Source organism: Ruegeria sp. CH2 (assembly GCF_056537065.1).
Genome location: NZ_JBQFQV010000012.1, coordinates 126,967 through 139,770, shown reverse-complemented (window position 1 = coordinate 139,770; position 12,804 = coordinate 126,967). Strand labels below are relative to the sequence as shown.

At 59.2% G+C, this 12,804-nt stretch carries 14 protein-coding genes; all 14 read right to left on the bottom strand.

The window, feature by feature from the left end:
- Positions 1 to 232 precede the first annotated feature (232 nt).
- Positions 233 to 829 carry an MOSC domain-containing protein gene (locus ACR0M9_RS15900; RefSeq protein ID WP_480484072.1) on the bottom strand — a complete coding sequence of 199 codons (597 nt, stop codon included), beginning with the start codon at positions 827 to 829 and terminating at the stop codon, positions 233 to 235.
- Between the two features lie 101 nt (positions 830 to 930).
- Positions 931 to 2,847, bottom strand: coding sequence for an ATP-dependent zinc metalloprotease FtsH (gene ftsH / locus ACR0M9_RS15895; RefSeq protein ID WP_267367030.1), 1,917 nt, complete (start codon positions 2,845 to 2,847; stop codon positions 931 to 933).
- 75 nt (positions 2,848 to 2,922) lie between these two features.
- Positions 2,923 to 4,182, bottom strand: a complete 1,260-nt coding sequence (gene tilS / locus ACR0M9_RS15890; RefSeq protein ID WP_480774068.1) for a tRNA lysidine(34) synthetase TilS — start codon at positions 4,180 to 4,182, stop codon at positions 2,923 to 2,925.
- A complete protein-coding gene (gene ybgF / locus ACR0M9_RS15885; protein ID WP_480774071.1) occupies positions 4,173 to 4,997 on the bottom strand; it encodes a tol-pal system protein YbgF in 825 nt (274 codons plus the stop codon). Before ybgF ends, tilS begins: the two co-directional genes overlap by 10 nt.
- 4 nt (positions 4,998 to 5,001) lie before the next feature.
- Positions 5,002 to 5,511 carry a peptidoglycan-associated lipoprotein Pal gene (gene pal / locus ACR0M9_RS15880; protein ID WP_267364104.1) on the bottom strand — a complete coding sequence of 170 codons (510 nt, stop codon included), beginning with the start codon at positions 5,509 to 5,511 and terminating at the stop codon, positions 5,002 to 5,004.
- A 72-nt stretch (positions 5,512 to 5,583) separates the two neighbouring features.
- Positions 5,584 to 6,903 (bottom strand): Tol-Pal system beta propeller repeat protein TolB, encoded by a 1,320-nt coding sequence (gene tolB / locus ACR0M9_RS15875; RefSeq protein ID WP_480507044.1) that lies wholly within the window; start codon positions 6,901 to 6,903, stop codon positions 5,584 to 5,586.
- The gene (locus ACR0M9_RS15870; protein ID WP_480774067.1) at positions 6,900 to 8,003 is read right to left on the bottom strand and encodes an energy transducer TonB; all 1,104 of its coding nucleotides are present in this window, start codon (positions 8,001 to 8,003) and stop codon (positions 6,900 to 6,902) included. The genes tolB and ACR0M9_RS15870 overlap by 4 nt, the downstream gene beginning before the upstream one ends.
- Positions 8,004 to 8,012: 9 nt before the next feature.
- Complete coding sequence (tolR, locus tag ACR0M9_RS15865; RefSeq protein ID WP_480483970.1) at positions 8,013 to 8,489, bottom strand: protein TolR; 477 nt, start codon at positions 8,487 to 8,489, stop codon at positions 8,013 to 8,015.
- 2 nt (positions 8,490 to 8,491) lie between these two features.
- Positions 8,492 to 9,187, bottom strand: coding sequence for a protein TolQ (tolQ, locus tag ACR0M9_RS15860; RefSeq protein WP_209505518.1), 696 nt, complete (start codon positions 9,185 to 9,187; stop codon positions 8,492 to 8,494).
- 109 nt (positions 9,188 to 9,296) lie between these two features.
- Positions 9,297 to 9,680 carry a tol-pal system-associated acyl-CoA thioesterase gene (gene ybgC / locus ACR0M9_RS15855; protein ID WP_480483971.1) on the bottom strand — a complete coding sequence of 128 codons (384 nt, stop codon included), beginning with the start codon at positions 9,678 to 9,680 and terminating at the stop codon, positions 9,297 to 9,299.
- Positions 9,677 to 10,300, bottom strand: a complete 624-nt coding sequence (locus ACR0M9_RS15850) for a hypothetical protein (protein ID WP_480774066.1) — start codon at positions 10,298 to 10,300, stop codon at positions 9,677 to 9,679. Before ACR0M9_RS15850 ends, ybgC begins: the two co-directional genes overlap by 4 nt.
- 64 nt (positions 10,301 to 10,364) lie before the next feature.
- Positions 10,365 to 11,384, bottom strand: a complete 1,020-nt coding sequence (gene ruvB, locus ACR0M9_RS15845) for a Holliday junction branch migration DNA helicase RuvB (RefSeq protein ID WP_267364110.1) — start codon at positions 11,382 to 11,384, stop codon at positions 10,365 to 10,367.
- A 4-nt stretch (positions 11,385 to 11,388) separates the two neighbouring features.
- Positions 11,389 to 12,066: a Holliday junction branch migration protein RuvA gene (ruvA, locus tag ACR0M9_RS15840; RefSeq protein ID WP_480507047.1), complete on the bottom strand. Its 678-nt coding sequence runs from the start codon at positions 12,064 to 12,066 to the stop codon at positions 11,389 to 11,391.
- Positions 12,063 to 12,560: a crossover junction endodeoxyribonuclease RuvC gene (gene ruvC, locus ACR0M9_RS15835; protein WP_209598197.1), complete on the bottom strand. Its 498-nt coding sequence runs from the start codon at positions 12,558 to 12,560 to the stop codon at positions 12,063 to 12,065. The genes ruvA and ruvC overlap by 4 nt, the downstream gene beginning before the upstream one ends.
- Positions 12,561 to 12,804: the final 244 nt, after the last annotated feature.

The following is a 12,804-nucleotide window of genomic DNA, read 5'->3' as shown; positions in this document are numbered from 1 at the left end:
CACTGGATATTCCAAGCTTCGCGCCGATCTCCTGGATCGGCTTCTTATTCGCTTCACGCGCAATTTCGATGTCGGATTTATAGCTCATTGGCCGGGGTCCTTGATTGAATACCGTGCAAAACCGACGTCTAACGTCGGCGCTACGCATTCCATACCCTTGTGTACAATCTGATTAGCCATGGATTCCGACATTCTGGCGTCGCGAAGCGTCGTCAGGTCACTTCATCGGGAACTAATCGGAAACCTGCATATTTTCAGGGCTCCAGGCAGGCTGGTCCGGAACAAAGAGCTTGAGGTGATCGCCCAGTTGAATGCGCCCGGGACGTTCGACCCAGCCCGTGACACCCCGGCGTCCGACGGCAGCAGGTTTAAACCCTGCACCATACCCCTGATGATCCGCTTCGATTTCGCGACCGGGCAATACGCAAGGTGCGTTTTCCATATCCACAGTGATCGTCAGCCCGTTGACCGCCTGAAGACGCGAGGACGGCGGAATGTGCGAGAAATCCGGAATACCTTTCAGCACTATGGATGCGCCCAGATAAGACGGGTCAAGCTGGTCCAGCCCCATGTTCTGCGCGATCTGCTGCAACTCTTCCAAGGACAGCACCGACAGTTGACGAACATTGCGGATTTCAGTGCCCTTGGGATAGAGGTTCGAGACCCGAACACAGGACGCACGGTTCAGACCTTCGTGCCGCTCGCCTTTCACGCCCTCAAACCCAAGATCCAGCAACTCAACGGGCTTGGCACGAAGCGATCCGCCGGCAGGAACAAGGCCCAGCCAAAGAACTTCGGCTGCAAATTCGGTTTCCCGCAAAAACGGCATACGCGCTTCCCTTCCCATTGGTGTCTGCCAGCGCATAATGCCCAGTAACGCTCTGATGGAAAGATAAAAAAAACCCGGGGCAGAGCCCGGGTTCTTGCTGGTTATGCTGTCGGTTCAGGTTCCATCCCACCCTCAGGCGGTGATTTCTTCGCCTTGGTCTTGGGGATGGCTGTCACGCTGGGCGCACTGCCCTCGTCTGACTTGTCGTTCCGGTCATCACTGTCGCCGGGCGACTCCCCGTTCATGACGCGTTTGATTTCGTCACCGGTCAGCGTTTCGTATTCCAGCAAACCTTGGGCCAGACGTTCCCATTCCTCGTTCTGATCGGTCAGAATCTTGTGCGCCTGTTCATAGCCTTGCTGGATCAGACGCTTTACCTCTTCTTCAATCAGTTCCTTGGTATGAGCCGATACCGAGAACCCGGCAGTATTGCCCTGATATCCCTCATGCGCCTCGGCATAGTCGATATTGCCGACCTTGTCCGACATACCCCAGCGCATCACCATGGCGCGTGCCAGTTGGCTGGCCTGCATGATGTCCCCGGCAGGACCGTTCGACACGTGATCTTCGCCATACTTGATGACTTCGGCAGCTTTACCTGCCATGGTCATCGCCAGCTTTTGTTCGCACTCATCCCGGTGATAGTTCAGGCGATCCATTTCCGGCAGCGAAACCACCATACCCAGCGCACCCCCGCGCGGTATGATGGTCGCCTTGTAGACCGGATCGCACATGGGCAGAGACAGACCAACAACAGCATGACCCGCTTCGTGATAGGCAGTTTTTTCCTTCTGATCCTGCGTCAGCACCATCGAGCGGCGCTCGGCCCCCATCATCACCTTGTCCTTGGCGTTTTCAAAATCTTCCATGGTGACAAAGCGACGACCCACGCGTGCGGCCATCAACGCGGCCTCGTTCACGAGGTTGGCCAGATCCGCACCCGAGAAGCCGGGCGTACCGCGCGCGATGATGCGCAGATCGACATCGGGGCCCAGCGGCGTCTTGCGTGCGTGAACGCCCAGAATTTTCTCGCGGCCCTTGATGTCAGGGTTGCCGACTGTGACCTGACGGTCGAACCGGCCCGGTCGCAGCAGCGCAGGGTCCAGAACATCCTTGCGGTTTGTCGCCGCCAGAATGATTACACCTTCGTTGGCCTCAAACCCGTCCATTTCGACCAGCAACTGGTTGAGCGTTTGTTCCCGCTCGTCGTTGCCGCCACCATACCCGGCGCCGCGATGACGACCCACAGCGTCAATTTCATCGATAAACACGATACAGGGCGCGTTCTTTTTCGCCTGCTCGAACATGTCACGCACGCGGGACGCACCCACACCAACGAACATTTCGACAAAATCCGAACCCGAGATGGTGAAGAACGGCACGCCCGCCTCACCCGCAATGGCACGGGCCAGAAGCGTCTTACCGGTACCCGGAGGGCCAACCAGCAGCGCGCCCTTGGGGATCTTGCCACCAAGGCGGCTGAACTTCTGCGGGTTTCGCAGGAATTCGACAATCTCTTCCAGCTCTTCCTTGGCCTCGTCGATACCGGCAACATCGTCAAAGGTCACGCGGCCATGCTTTTCGGTCAGCATCTTGGCCTTGGACTTGCCAAAGCCCATCGCGCCACCTTTGCCGCCGCCTTGCATCCGATTCATGAAATAGACCCAGACACCGATCAGCAGCAGGAAAGGCAGCAGCGTGATCAGGAACGACTGAAAGCCTGATTGCTGTTGTTTTACGGCCTGAACGGGGATGTTTTCTTCGATCAGAAGCTTGGTCACTTCGGCGTCGCCGGGTTTGATCGTGACATAGCTGGCACCGCTTTGCAGGGTATAGCGAATCTGTTCACCATCCAGGGTCACGTTCTTGACTTCACCGCTTTGGACGGCACCGACAAAGTCGGAATAGGTTTTCTCGTTGCTCTGAAGCGTTCCGCCCGGTCCACTGAACAGATTGAACAGTGCAAGGATGAGCAGGAACAAAACGACCCAAAACGCGATATTGCGAGCGTTGCCCAAGGAAATTCTCCTAAAAGTTCCGGCAGGTGAGACGCTGCCAAGTTACCTCTTAAAATAGAGAGGATTGTCGTATGTTCAATGCGATAAAAAAGATGCGTGGAACTCGGGCCAATCTGACGCAAGCCTGGCATGCCAGCCATTCGCGAGACCCGCAAGCGGGGCGGCCAGCACCCTGTCCGCAATCCAAACCGCAGGCGTCGCCGTCAACGCTATCCTGGGACGCCCGGTTGCACGCCACTCGGGCACCTGTTGCAACCCCTCACCGCCCAAAGCGCGGATTTCTGCGCCCATTATTGCCGGTCCGCTGAGCCGCCATTTGCGATCCCACACAGCACTGGGCGCCGCGATCTGAGATTTCACGGCATTAAATTCCCTGCAAATCCAAACACTCCCGCCTTGTGGAACAATCAGACAACCGCCCACTGACCCCGATTGCCCATTCGCAACTGCATCCATTGCCTGATCCACTGCCGCCTGACGTGGAGGATAACCCGACCCGGCAATCCACGAGAGGATTCCCAGCAGGACACGACGCCGAATCTCAAGGGGCAACACGGCAAATCCGGCCCTGTTCACCCTCACGTCACTTTGATCCACCTGCGCCACGGACCCTGCGGATTCTTGCGCACAGAGGCCAAGTGCCGTGTGTGCCTGCGCCAGATTGTCCACCACGCGGGACAATGAAAGCGCATCAATTCCCAAAGGTTCCAGCCCACCCAAAGCTTCGCGCGCCTTGATCCGATCGAAACGGGCATCCTGATTCGAAGGATCGTCCACCCATGCTACGCCAGCCTCAGTCAGATAGGTGCGCAGCTGTTCACGGGTGATCCCCAGCATCGGACGCAGCAACGTCAGACCCCGCCGTTTCCGAATAGCCGACATGCCGGACAGGCCCGTGACCCCGGATGATCGGCCCAACCGCATCAGCAGTGTTTCCGCCTGATCATCTGCGGTGTGGCCCAGCGCAATGGCGTCGATTCCGCGGCCCTTCGCCCATTCGGATAACAAATCATATCGCGCCTGACGTGCCCGGTCCTGCAAGTTGCCGGTACCGTCCCATCCCGACCAACGCAGCGTATCATGAGACATCCCCAGCGCAGCCGCCTGCCGGGATACGGTTTCGGCCTCGCACGCGGATTCGGGTCGCAAACCGTGGTCGACCGTGGCAACGAAAAGGGTGATGGCCTCATCTTGCGCCACCTGATGCAAAAGATGCATCAAGGCGACGGAATCCCCGCCTCCCGAAACTGCAATCCCCAACTTGCGCGGAAGTGTTTCGGGTAGCCGGGCGCGCAGGTCTGCAAGTAGTTTGCCGGAGCGATGGTTCAAGTACATCCCAACGCGGTCATCTCCTGCGTGGCGCTCGAAAACTCTGGCGCAGAAGGAAAGCGTACTCCGACCTCATTAAGCGTGATGCAGGCCTGATCGGTCTGTCCCAAACGGCCAAGCGCCGCGCCCAGTTCGTACAGCGCCTCGGGTGCAAATGCGCCCTCGGAATCACCCGTGAAGCTGGCCAGAAATGCCCGGGCCGCTTCGCGTGTGTCGCCAATCCCTTCTAGGGCATGACCGCGTTTCAGGTTGGCTTCGGGCGCCAGCGGACTGCCGGGATAGCTTGTTTCAAACTGCGCAAACAACGTGGCAGCAGTCTGGAAATCGCCGTCGGCCAACGCTTGCGAAGCTGCGTCAAAATCAGCGCGTTCACCTATGGCCAGTTCACCATGATCAGTTGCCGTTGGCGTTTCGACACTTGTTGGCCCGGTTATAGCAGTGGCCGTGTCACCACCAAGTGTCGAGGTCTCACCCAACGTCGACAAATCGCCGCCTTCCAGTTCAACCAGCCTGAACTCAAGGTCACCGATTCGGTTGGTGCCGTCAGTGACAATGTTCTGCACCCGCTGGTTCAATTGCTCGGTCTGGCGGGTCAGGCGCTGCAATTCGGCCTCGATGGCATCCACCCGTTCAAGGACCGAACTGCCGGACAGGTTTGGTGCGGGCGAACCCGTAGTGGAAAACTCGCGCTTCAAACGCTGAATTTCCACATGCAATACCGTCAGTTCCTGACGGATATCCGCAAGGGTCTGTTGATCCTGTGCCTGTGCAACACCAGCCGTCGCCACAACCGCCGCCAAAACCCATCCTGCAATGCGCATCATCTTACCCCAGAGTTGACCCGGTCAGAACCGTTACTGCACGACGGTTCTTGGAATAACATTCCTCGGTGCTGCAAATCTCGATCGGGCGTTCCTTGCCATAGCTCACGGTGTTCAGGCGGCTGCCCGCGACGCCCCGCGAAATCAGGTACTCACGCGCAGCGTTCGCCCGGCGTGCGCCCAGTGCAAGGTTGTATTCCCGCGTGCCCTGCTCATCAGCGTGACCTTCGATCGTTGCGACAAAATCCGGATTGGCCAGCAGCCAGTCCGCCTGCCCCTGCAACACTGTTTGCGCCTCGGGCGACAGCGTCGACTGGTCAACGGCAAACAGGACACGGTCCCCGACTGTTTGCTGGAAATACGCGGGCGAGCGCGGATCACTCGGTGATCCGGGGACAATGGATCCAATGCCTCCGCTACCACCACCGCCACCCAAGGCTGAGGGGTCATTGTTTGTGCAGGCGGCGATCACACTCAGCGCGCCCAGCGCCAGAACTTTGCTCAATACGTTCATTTCAGGTGCCTCGTGTTATGTTTATTGCCGCCTGTCTACCACAGGGACGATTTGTTGTGAACTTTGCTGCGATCAATTCTGCAATGGGCCCCAGGACGGATCGCTGCCGCCGTCCGGTGTACGTACCGGGCGCAGGTTCCTGCCCGAGATATCCACCGAGTAAAGCGATGCCCTACCACTGGCCCCCTGCGTTTCGCGGGTGAACATGATGACCCGGCCATTAGGCGACCAGGTGGGGCCTTCATCCAGGAAAGAGGCTGTCAGCAAACGTTCTTCTGACCCGTCGATGCGCATCACGCCGATATGGAACCGGCCCTGGTTCTGCTTGGTAAAGGCGATCAGGTCGCCGCGCGGTGACCAGACCGGGGTACCATAGCGACCTGCACCAAAGCTGATCCGCGTGGCTTCGCCCCCGTTTGCTGCCATCACGTACAATTGCGGCGTGCCGGAGCGGTCGCTTTCAAAGACGATCCGGCTGCCATCGGGTGAATAGCTGGGGGCAGTTTCAATTGCGGGCGTGTTGGTCAGGCGCGTGCTTTGACCCGAAACGATATCCATCTTCCACAGATCGGTATTGCCGCCCTGAATCAGCGAATAGACAATCGACCGGCCATCCGGCGAGAACCGAGGCGAAAAGCTCATCGTCCCGTCCTGCGTCTTCAGTTCCCGCGGTTTCGGGCGCCCGATTTCAGTCACGTATATGCGCGGGCTGCCGCTTTCATAACTGGTATAAAGCAGCCGGTCACCGGTGGGTGAGAACCGGGGCGCCAGAACGATTGCGGCGCTGTCGGTCATGTACTGCACATTCGCGCCATCGTAATCCATGATCGCCAAACGCTTCAGGCGCTGGTCCTTCGGCCCGCTTTCCGAAACAAAGGCAACGCGGCTGTCAAAATAACCGCCTTCACCTGTGATCCGGCTATAGACCTGATCGGCCACCTTGTGCGCCATGCGCCGCCACCCGTCTGTGGTACCTGCCAGTTGAAGGCCATTGCCCAGTTCCTGGCCCGAAAACACATCCCACACCCGGAACCGGACCGTCAGTTTCTGACCGGACACATTGACAGCGCCGGTGACCAGCGCGTCAGCGTTGATCGCCTTCCAATCCGCAAACTGAACCGGAGCTTCGAAGCTGCTGACCCGGCTGATGAACGCATCCGAGGAGATTTCGCGGAACAACCCGGTCCCGGTCAGGTCAGCCGCCACCACGCGCGAGATATCCTGCGCGAACTGAGCTGCGGCCGGACCGTCCGGCACAAAATTCGGAACGGCAAAGGGCAAGGGTTCGATAATCCCCTCATCCAGTTCCAGGCGCAAAGGCCCGTTCTGTGCATAAACCGGCGCAGACATCAGTGTCAGGCCGACAAAGAGGCTGGTCAGAAGCTTCATCATTTGATCCGCATCCTCTCGGGGTTAAATGTAATCTCAACATCCTGCCAATGTTCGTATTTGTCAGCAGGCAATTCATATCCTTTGGCCCCGCAGCGCAAAATAGCGCGTCGCGCAGCCTCGTAGGCCTGTTTAACGGCTCCGGCAGAGCCACCAGAGCTGTCCAGCATCCGAACACTGCCACCGACGACCGTACCATCACGGTTCAGTGAAAACGCGACAACAACCACAGTGTTCAGCGCATCCGTGGACAAGGAACCCACATTCCAACATCCAGAGACAGCCAGTCGCATCGCGTCTTTCTCTCCGCTGGTCAGCGGTGGGCCAGAAGGTTCGGACCCGCTGCCCAAGGCTTCGGCCAGGGCGTCGTTGATTGCCGTTTCATCGGTTTGTTTCTCAGGTTCCGGGGTCGCCTCAGGCGTTTTGGCCACAGCGGGTTCCGGCGGCGGGCTTGGCCGGTTTGGGCGCACGCGCGGTCGCGGAGATGTCAGGGGCGACTGGTCCTTGGTTTCCTCGGCTTCGGTCACAATCTCCGGGGCTGCCTCTTGCGGCGCGGTCTGATCCTGCTGTTCCTGTTGAACCTCTGCGCCTTCATCCAGGGATACCGGAGGCGTTTCAAAATCATCAGGCTTTGCCTCGGGCGGTGGCGGAGCTATTGCCTCAGGCGCGACGCGGTCTGATGGGCGCGGCTGTGCCTCCGGACCGGGCGGCGCAGGCTGTGCAACAGGTTCGACCTGAGGTTCCGTCAGAACCGGAGGCTCGTCAGGAACCTCGGGTTCAGGCGGCGCTTCCACGATGATGGGCTCTGGCTCTGGTTCCGGTTCAGCCGGTGCAACAGGTTCAGGGCGGGGCTGTTCGTCACTCTCGGGTTCCGGCGGCTTGGTCACAGCCTCCGGCTCGGGCGGCTGCTGCAACGCGGTCGGCACTTCGGGGAGTTCCGGCGCATCCCGCTGGGCCGTCATGGCCGCGAATTGTTCAGCCGTGATCACAGAGACATCCTGCACAGCCATCGGCAACGGTTCGGACCGGAAGGTGCCGCCGAATATCGCCCATCCGATCAGGCTGACATGCGCAATCGCTGAAATCTTGGTGCCGGTATCCACCGTGCGACCTCACTCTCCACCTTCATCCAGCGTCGGCCCGCCGGTATCGGTCACAAGGCCAACGTTGGAAAACCCGCCCGCGTTCAGCGCACCCATGACCTGCATCACCTGTGCGTAAGGGATTGCGCCATCGGCCCGCAGGAAAACCCGGTCACTGCTCCGCTCTGCCGCAATGGCACGCAGCTTGCCAATCAATTCTTCGCGCAACACGTCGGTGGTCTGGATCTGCACGCGTCCGTCAGCGGTCAGGGTCACGGTCAAAGGCTCTTCATTGTCGCCGGGCAGCGCACTGGCTGCGGTCTTGGGCAGATCGACCGGAACACCAACCGTCAGCAATGGCGCGGCCACCATGAAGATGATCAGCAACACCAGCATGACATCCACGAAAGGTGTCACATTGATCTCGGCCATCGGCTGCGCGCGACCGCGACGCCGACCACGCCTGCGCCCATTGCCGTTCGAAGATTGCTGGATCGCAGCGCCCATCGTCAGCTGTCCAACTGGCGCGACAGAATGGTTGCGAATTCATCCGCAAAGGCTTCATAGCCGCCAACGATCCGGTCACTATCGGCGCTGAGTTTGTTATAGAAAATCACCGCCGGGATCGCCGCCAAAAGGCCCAACCCTGTCGCCATCAACGCCTCGGCAATACCGGGGGCCACAACGGCAAGGTTGGTGTTTTGCTGTTCGGCAATCTCGATGAATGCATTCATGATGCCCCAAACGGTGCCAAACAGCCCGATAAACGGAGCCGTGGAGCCGACAGTTGCCAGAATGGGAAGACCTTTTTGCAGGGTTTCCGCCTCTTTCGCGATGGCGACATCCATCGACCGGTCGATCCGCGCGGTTGCCCCGGCAATCAGCCCGCCATCATTGCGATGTGACCTGCGCCACTCGATCATGCCTGACGCAAAGATCTTTTCCGAGCTGCCATCCGGCTGCGTTCCGATCTGCTCGAACAACTCATCCAACGGGTTGCCCGACCAGAAGCTTTCATCAAAAACCTGCGCCTCGCGTCGGGCCGCGCGATAGTTGATCAGCTTCTGAATGATGATCCCCCAGGACCAGATGGATGCGCCGGTAAGTACCAGCATCACCAGTTTGACGATAAAGGTCGCGCGGGCAAACAGCCCCCACATGGAGAAGTCGATCTCCTGCGCCAGCGCCAGCGTTTCAGCTTCCATGAACCTGCTCTTTGTTTTGCCTGATGGCCGTTCGTTTGGCCTTATTTTGCCAAACGCTATCTCAGTTGGTCATGAAAAGCCAACAGAACCACCCATGGTCCGCAAATTGTTACATCAATGCGCGAATCTCTGCCGGCAATCGGATCGGTTTGCCCGCTTTATTGATGCAAACGGCCGTGACAGATGCACGAAATATTTCGGTCTCACCGCGGCGAACAAGCTGCGCCATAGTCAGACGCACGCCCGAGATTTCGGTGACCTCGGTTTCGACGATCAATTCATCATCAAACCTTGCAGGCCCCAGATACTCGGCCTCGACCCGCCGCACGACCCAAACAATGCCCTCCTCCCGCATGGCGTTTTGGTCATTGCCCAGATTACGCACCCAGTCCGAGCGCGCGCGCTCGATATAGCGCAGGTAGTTCGCGTGATAGACAACCCCACCCATGTCGGTGTCTTCATAATACACGCGGATGGGGTAGGTGTGTTTCATTGCAACGCCTCCAGTCGGGCAAACAGCCTTAACGCATGCGAGGCATCCTGTGCCGCCCGTGGCAAAACCGGATCATAGGCCGCCCGGATCAAGGACGCGATGTCGGGACGCAGGATCGTGGCCTCACCTGCGATTGCCAGTGGAGATTGATTGCGAAATGCAGTGTCCGACCAGAGCAAGATGGTCTGCACGACCTGATTGAGCGCAAGGGTTTCCGCCGGAACCTTGGACAATTCCTTGTCCATGCGCAGAAACACAAACGCCGCGCGGATCGCGCCATCTTCTTCGAACCGGAAAATGCGGTACTGGTTTGCATCTGCCGCGACCAGACGCGCGACCAAAGGTTCCAGATCCGGGATCAAGCGATCAAGGTCCGGTACCTCCAGCAGCTCCTGCCAGTCCCGGAAAAAGAAAACCATGCAATTCGCGCCAAGCTCAGGGTCCGTCTCGGCCATTTGGTGACCGGCCAGCGTGACAACGGCTTCGAATGCCCCCTTTACGGTGGCCAGCGTCTCGTCTTCGACGCCGAAAACGATCGGAACAATAGGCCGCCCCCAGCGCGCAAACAGAAACTCGCCGCTTTCGCGTGTGAACAGCGCTTCAATTTCTTCCGGTGTCACCGCCAGCCCTTCATCTTTTCAAAAATACTCTCGCCGAAAGGCATAAAATCTAAGCGCGCGGGCTTCAACCGAACAGATCGCTTTGCCGCTTGGGCGCGGCCATCCCAAGATGCGTCCACGCCTTCTGCGCCAACATCCGCCCGCGCGGAGTACGCTGGATCAGCCCCTGTTGCAGCAAATAGGGCTCAATCACTTCCTCAAGCGAGTCGCGGCTTTCGGACAGCGCGGCAGACAGGGTTTCAATCCCCACCGGGCCACCTGCATAGTTTTCGGCAATCAGCTTCAGATACCGCCGGTCCGCACCATCAAGGCCCAAATTATCGACGCCAAGACGGGTCAAGGCACCATCGGCAAGGTCCCGTGTGATCCGCCCGTCCCCTTCGACAATCGCGAAATCCACAACACGCCTCAGCAATCGCCCGGCGATACGTGGCGTTCCGCGCGACCGGCGCGCGATTTCGCGCGCACCATCGTTATCCGCGGGCGCGCCCAGTTTCCGCGCGTTCCGGGTGACGATTTCGTGCAATTCATCAACCGTGTAGAACTGAAGCCGGGTCGGGATACCAAACCGGTCACGCAAGGGCGTTGTCAGCAGGCCCATCCGCGTGGTGGCCCCCACCAGTGTGAATGGCTGCAACTCGATCCGTACAGTGCGCGCAGCAGGGCCTTCGCCGATAACAAGATCCAGCTCGAAATCTTCCATCGCCGGGTACAGCACTTCTTCCACCGCCGGGTTGAGCCTGTGAATCTCGTCGATGAACAACACGTCCCGCGATTCAAGATTGGTCAGGATCGCCGCCAGATCCCCCGCCTTGGCCAGAACCGGGCCAGAGGTCATGCGAAAGTTCACCCCCAGTTCACGCGCCATGATCTGTGCGAGGGTCGTCTTACCCAACCCCGGAGGTCCGTGAAACAAGGTGTGGTCCATCGCCTCGCCGCGTTGCCGGGCGGATTGAATAAAGATGCGCAAGTTGGCACGCGCCTCAGCCTGACCAATGAATTCATCCAGCCCCTGAGGACGCAAAGCGCGGTCATTGTCTTCCGGCAGGGGCTCCGGGCGCAGGGTGGGATCAGCGTCAACCATTCACTTACCCTTTCGGAGCCAGCAGCCTGAGGGCCGCGCGGATCAGATCAGCCTCGTCCGCATCCGGCTGGCTTGCAGCCGCTTCAGCCACGGCACCTGCCGCCTCGGATGGCCCATATCCAAGGTTGGCCAGCGCCGACAACGCCCCGGCAGACGCGGCCGCGGCGCCCGATGGCGGTTTCGGAACACGTCTCGGCGCGGGTGTAGAATCATTCGGTTCAACAACCTCAAGTTCCGGCCCGTCCATCGCCTGAGCAATCGTGCCGCCCATGGCCATCACTCCGGGTGCCTTGTCCTTGAGGTCCAACACGATCCGCTGGGCGGTTTTTGGCCCGACGCCCTTGGCCGCCTTGACAGCACCCCAGTCCCCCAGGGCAATTGCGCGGCTGACACCGTCGGGCCCCAATGCACTCAGGATCGCCAGCGACACCTTCGCGCCGACCCCCTGAACGGAGCACAGCAGGCGATGCCACTCTTTCTCGACAAGCGACAGAAACCCGTAAAGCTGCATAAGGTCTTCGCGGACGACCATGTCTGTGTAGATCGAGACCGCCTCACCCGCCCCCGGCAATGCCGCCAAGGTCCGGTCGGAACAATAGACAAGATAGCCGACGCCCCGAACATCGATCAGCACATGATCCACCGCGCGGTAATCCAGCCGCCCTGTCAGTTTGCCGATCATGCCCGCACCTCTTTCACACGCGCCTGTTGCGTTTTCCCGTAATAGGCATGGCAGATCGCAATCGCCAGTGCATCCGCCGCGTCGGCCCCTTTCGGCAAACAGCCCGGCAATTGCAGTTTGACCATATGCAAAACCTGCTCTTTCTCGGCATGACCCACACCCACCACGGTCTTTTTCACCCGGTTGGGGGCATATTCGCCCACCGGCAGACCGGCCTGTGCCAGCGTCAGCAAAGCCACACCACGTGCCTGCCCCAATTTGAGGGTTCCGGCCCCATCCTTGTTCACGAATGTCTGTTCGATAGCAGCCTGATCGGGTCTGTGATCCGCAATCACTTCGACAATCTGATTGTGCAGCGACAGCAGCCGCTCGCCCAGATCGTCCCCATCCGATTTGCACAACCCGTTGGCCACATGGCTCAGGCGGCTGCCATTTGATTCGATGACGCCCCATCCCAGGGTTCTAAGCCCCGGATCGATGCCCAGAATTCGCATATTTTGCCTCGGCCTGCTCGGGTTGTGTGATCTTTTTTCAACGCCTAGCACGAAGCGTGAACATTTTCCAAGCGAATTGACCCCAGGGCTGAAAACGACACGCGTGTCTCAGGCGCGACTTCGGGCGCGTTTTGCGACCCAGTGAAGTCTGAATTCGACACTTTCCCAAAGGCTTTTTCACCAATTGTTAAAGGGGATTACAGCTTCGTGAAGCCTTGCAGAAAACGCATAGGACACATGCAAA

What these genes read in the sequence shown, in the direction of transcription:
- ACR0M9_RS15900 (WP_480484072.1), bottom strand. Translation starts at nt 829, where the DNA reads ATGCCGTTTTTGCGGGAAACCGAATTTGCAGCCGAAGTTCTTTGGCTG.
- tilS (WP_480774068.1), bottom strand. Translation starts at nt 4,182, where the DNA reads ATGTACTTGAACCATCGCTCCGGCAAACTACTTGCAGACCTGCGCGCC.
- ybgF (WP_480774071.1), bottom strand. Translation starts at nt 4,997, where the DNA reads ATGCGCATTGCAGGATGGGTTTTGGCGGCGGTTGTGGCGACGGCTGGT.
- pal (WP_267364104.1), bottom strand. Translation starts at nt 5,511, where the DNA reads ATGAACGTATTGAGCAAAGTTCTGGCGCTGGGCGCGCTGAGTGTGATC.
- tolB (WP_480507044.1), bottom strand. Translation starts at nt 6,903, where the DNA reads ATGATGAAGCTTCTGACCAGCCTCTTTGTCGGCCTGACACTGATGTCT.
- tolR (WP_480483970.1), bottom strand. Translation starts at nt 8,489, where the DNA reads ATGGGCGCTGCGATCCAGCAATCTTCGAACGGCAATGGGCGCAGGCGT.
- tolQ (WP_209505518.1), bottom strand. Translation starts at nt 9,187, where the DNA reads ATGGAAGCTGAAACGCTGGCGCTGGCGCAGGAGATCGACTTCTCCATG.
- ybgC (WP_480483971.1), bottom strand. Translation starts at nt 9,680, where the DNA reads ATGAAACACACCTACCCCATCCGCGTGTATTATGAAGACACCGACATG.
- ruvB (WP_267364110.1), bottom strand. Translation starts at nt 11,384, where the DNA reads ATGGTTGACGCTGATCCCACCCTGCGCCCGGAGCCCCTGCCGGAAGAC.
- ruvA (WP_480507047.1), bottom strand. Translation starts at nt 12,066, where the DNA reads ATGATCGGCAAACTGACAGGGCGGCTGGATTACCGCGCGGTGGATCAT.
- ruvC (WP_209598197.1), bottom strand. Translation starts at nt 12,560, where the DNA reads ATGCGAATTCTGGGCATCGATCCGGGGCTTAGAACCCTGGGATGGGGC.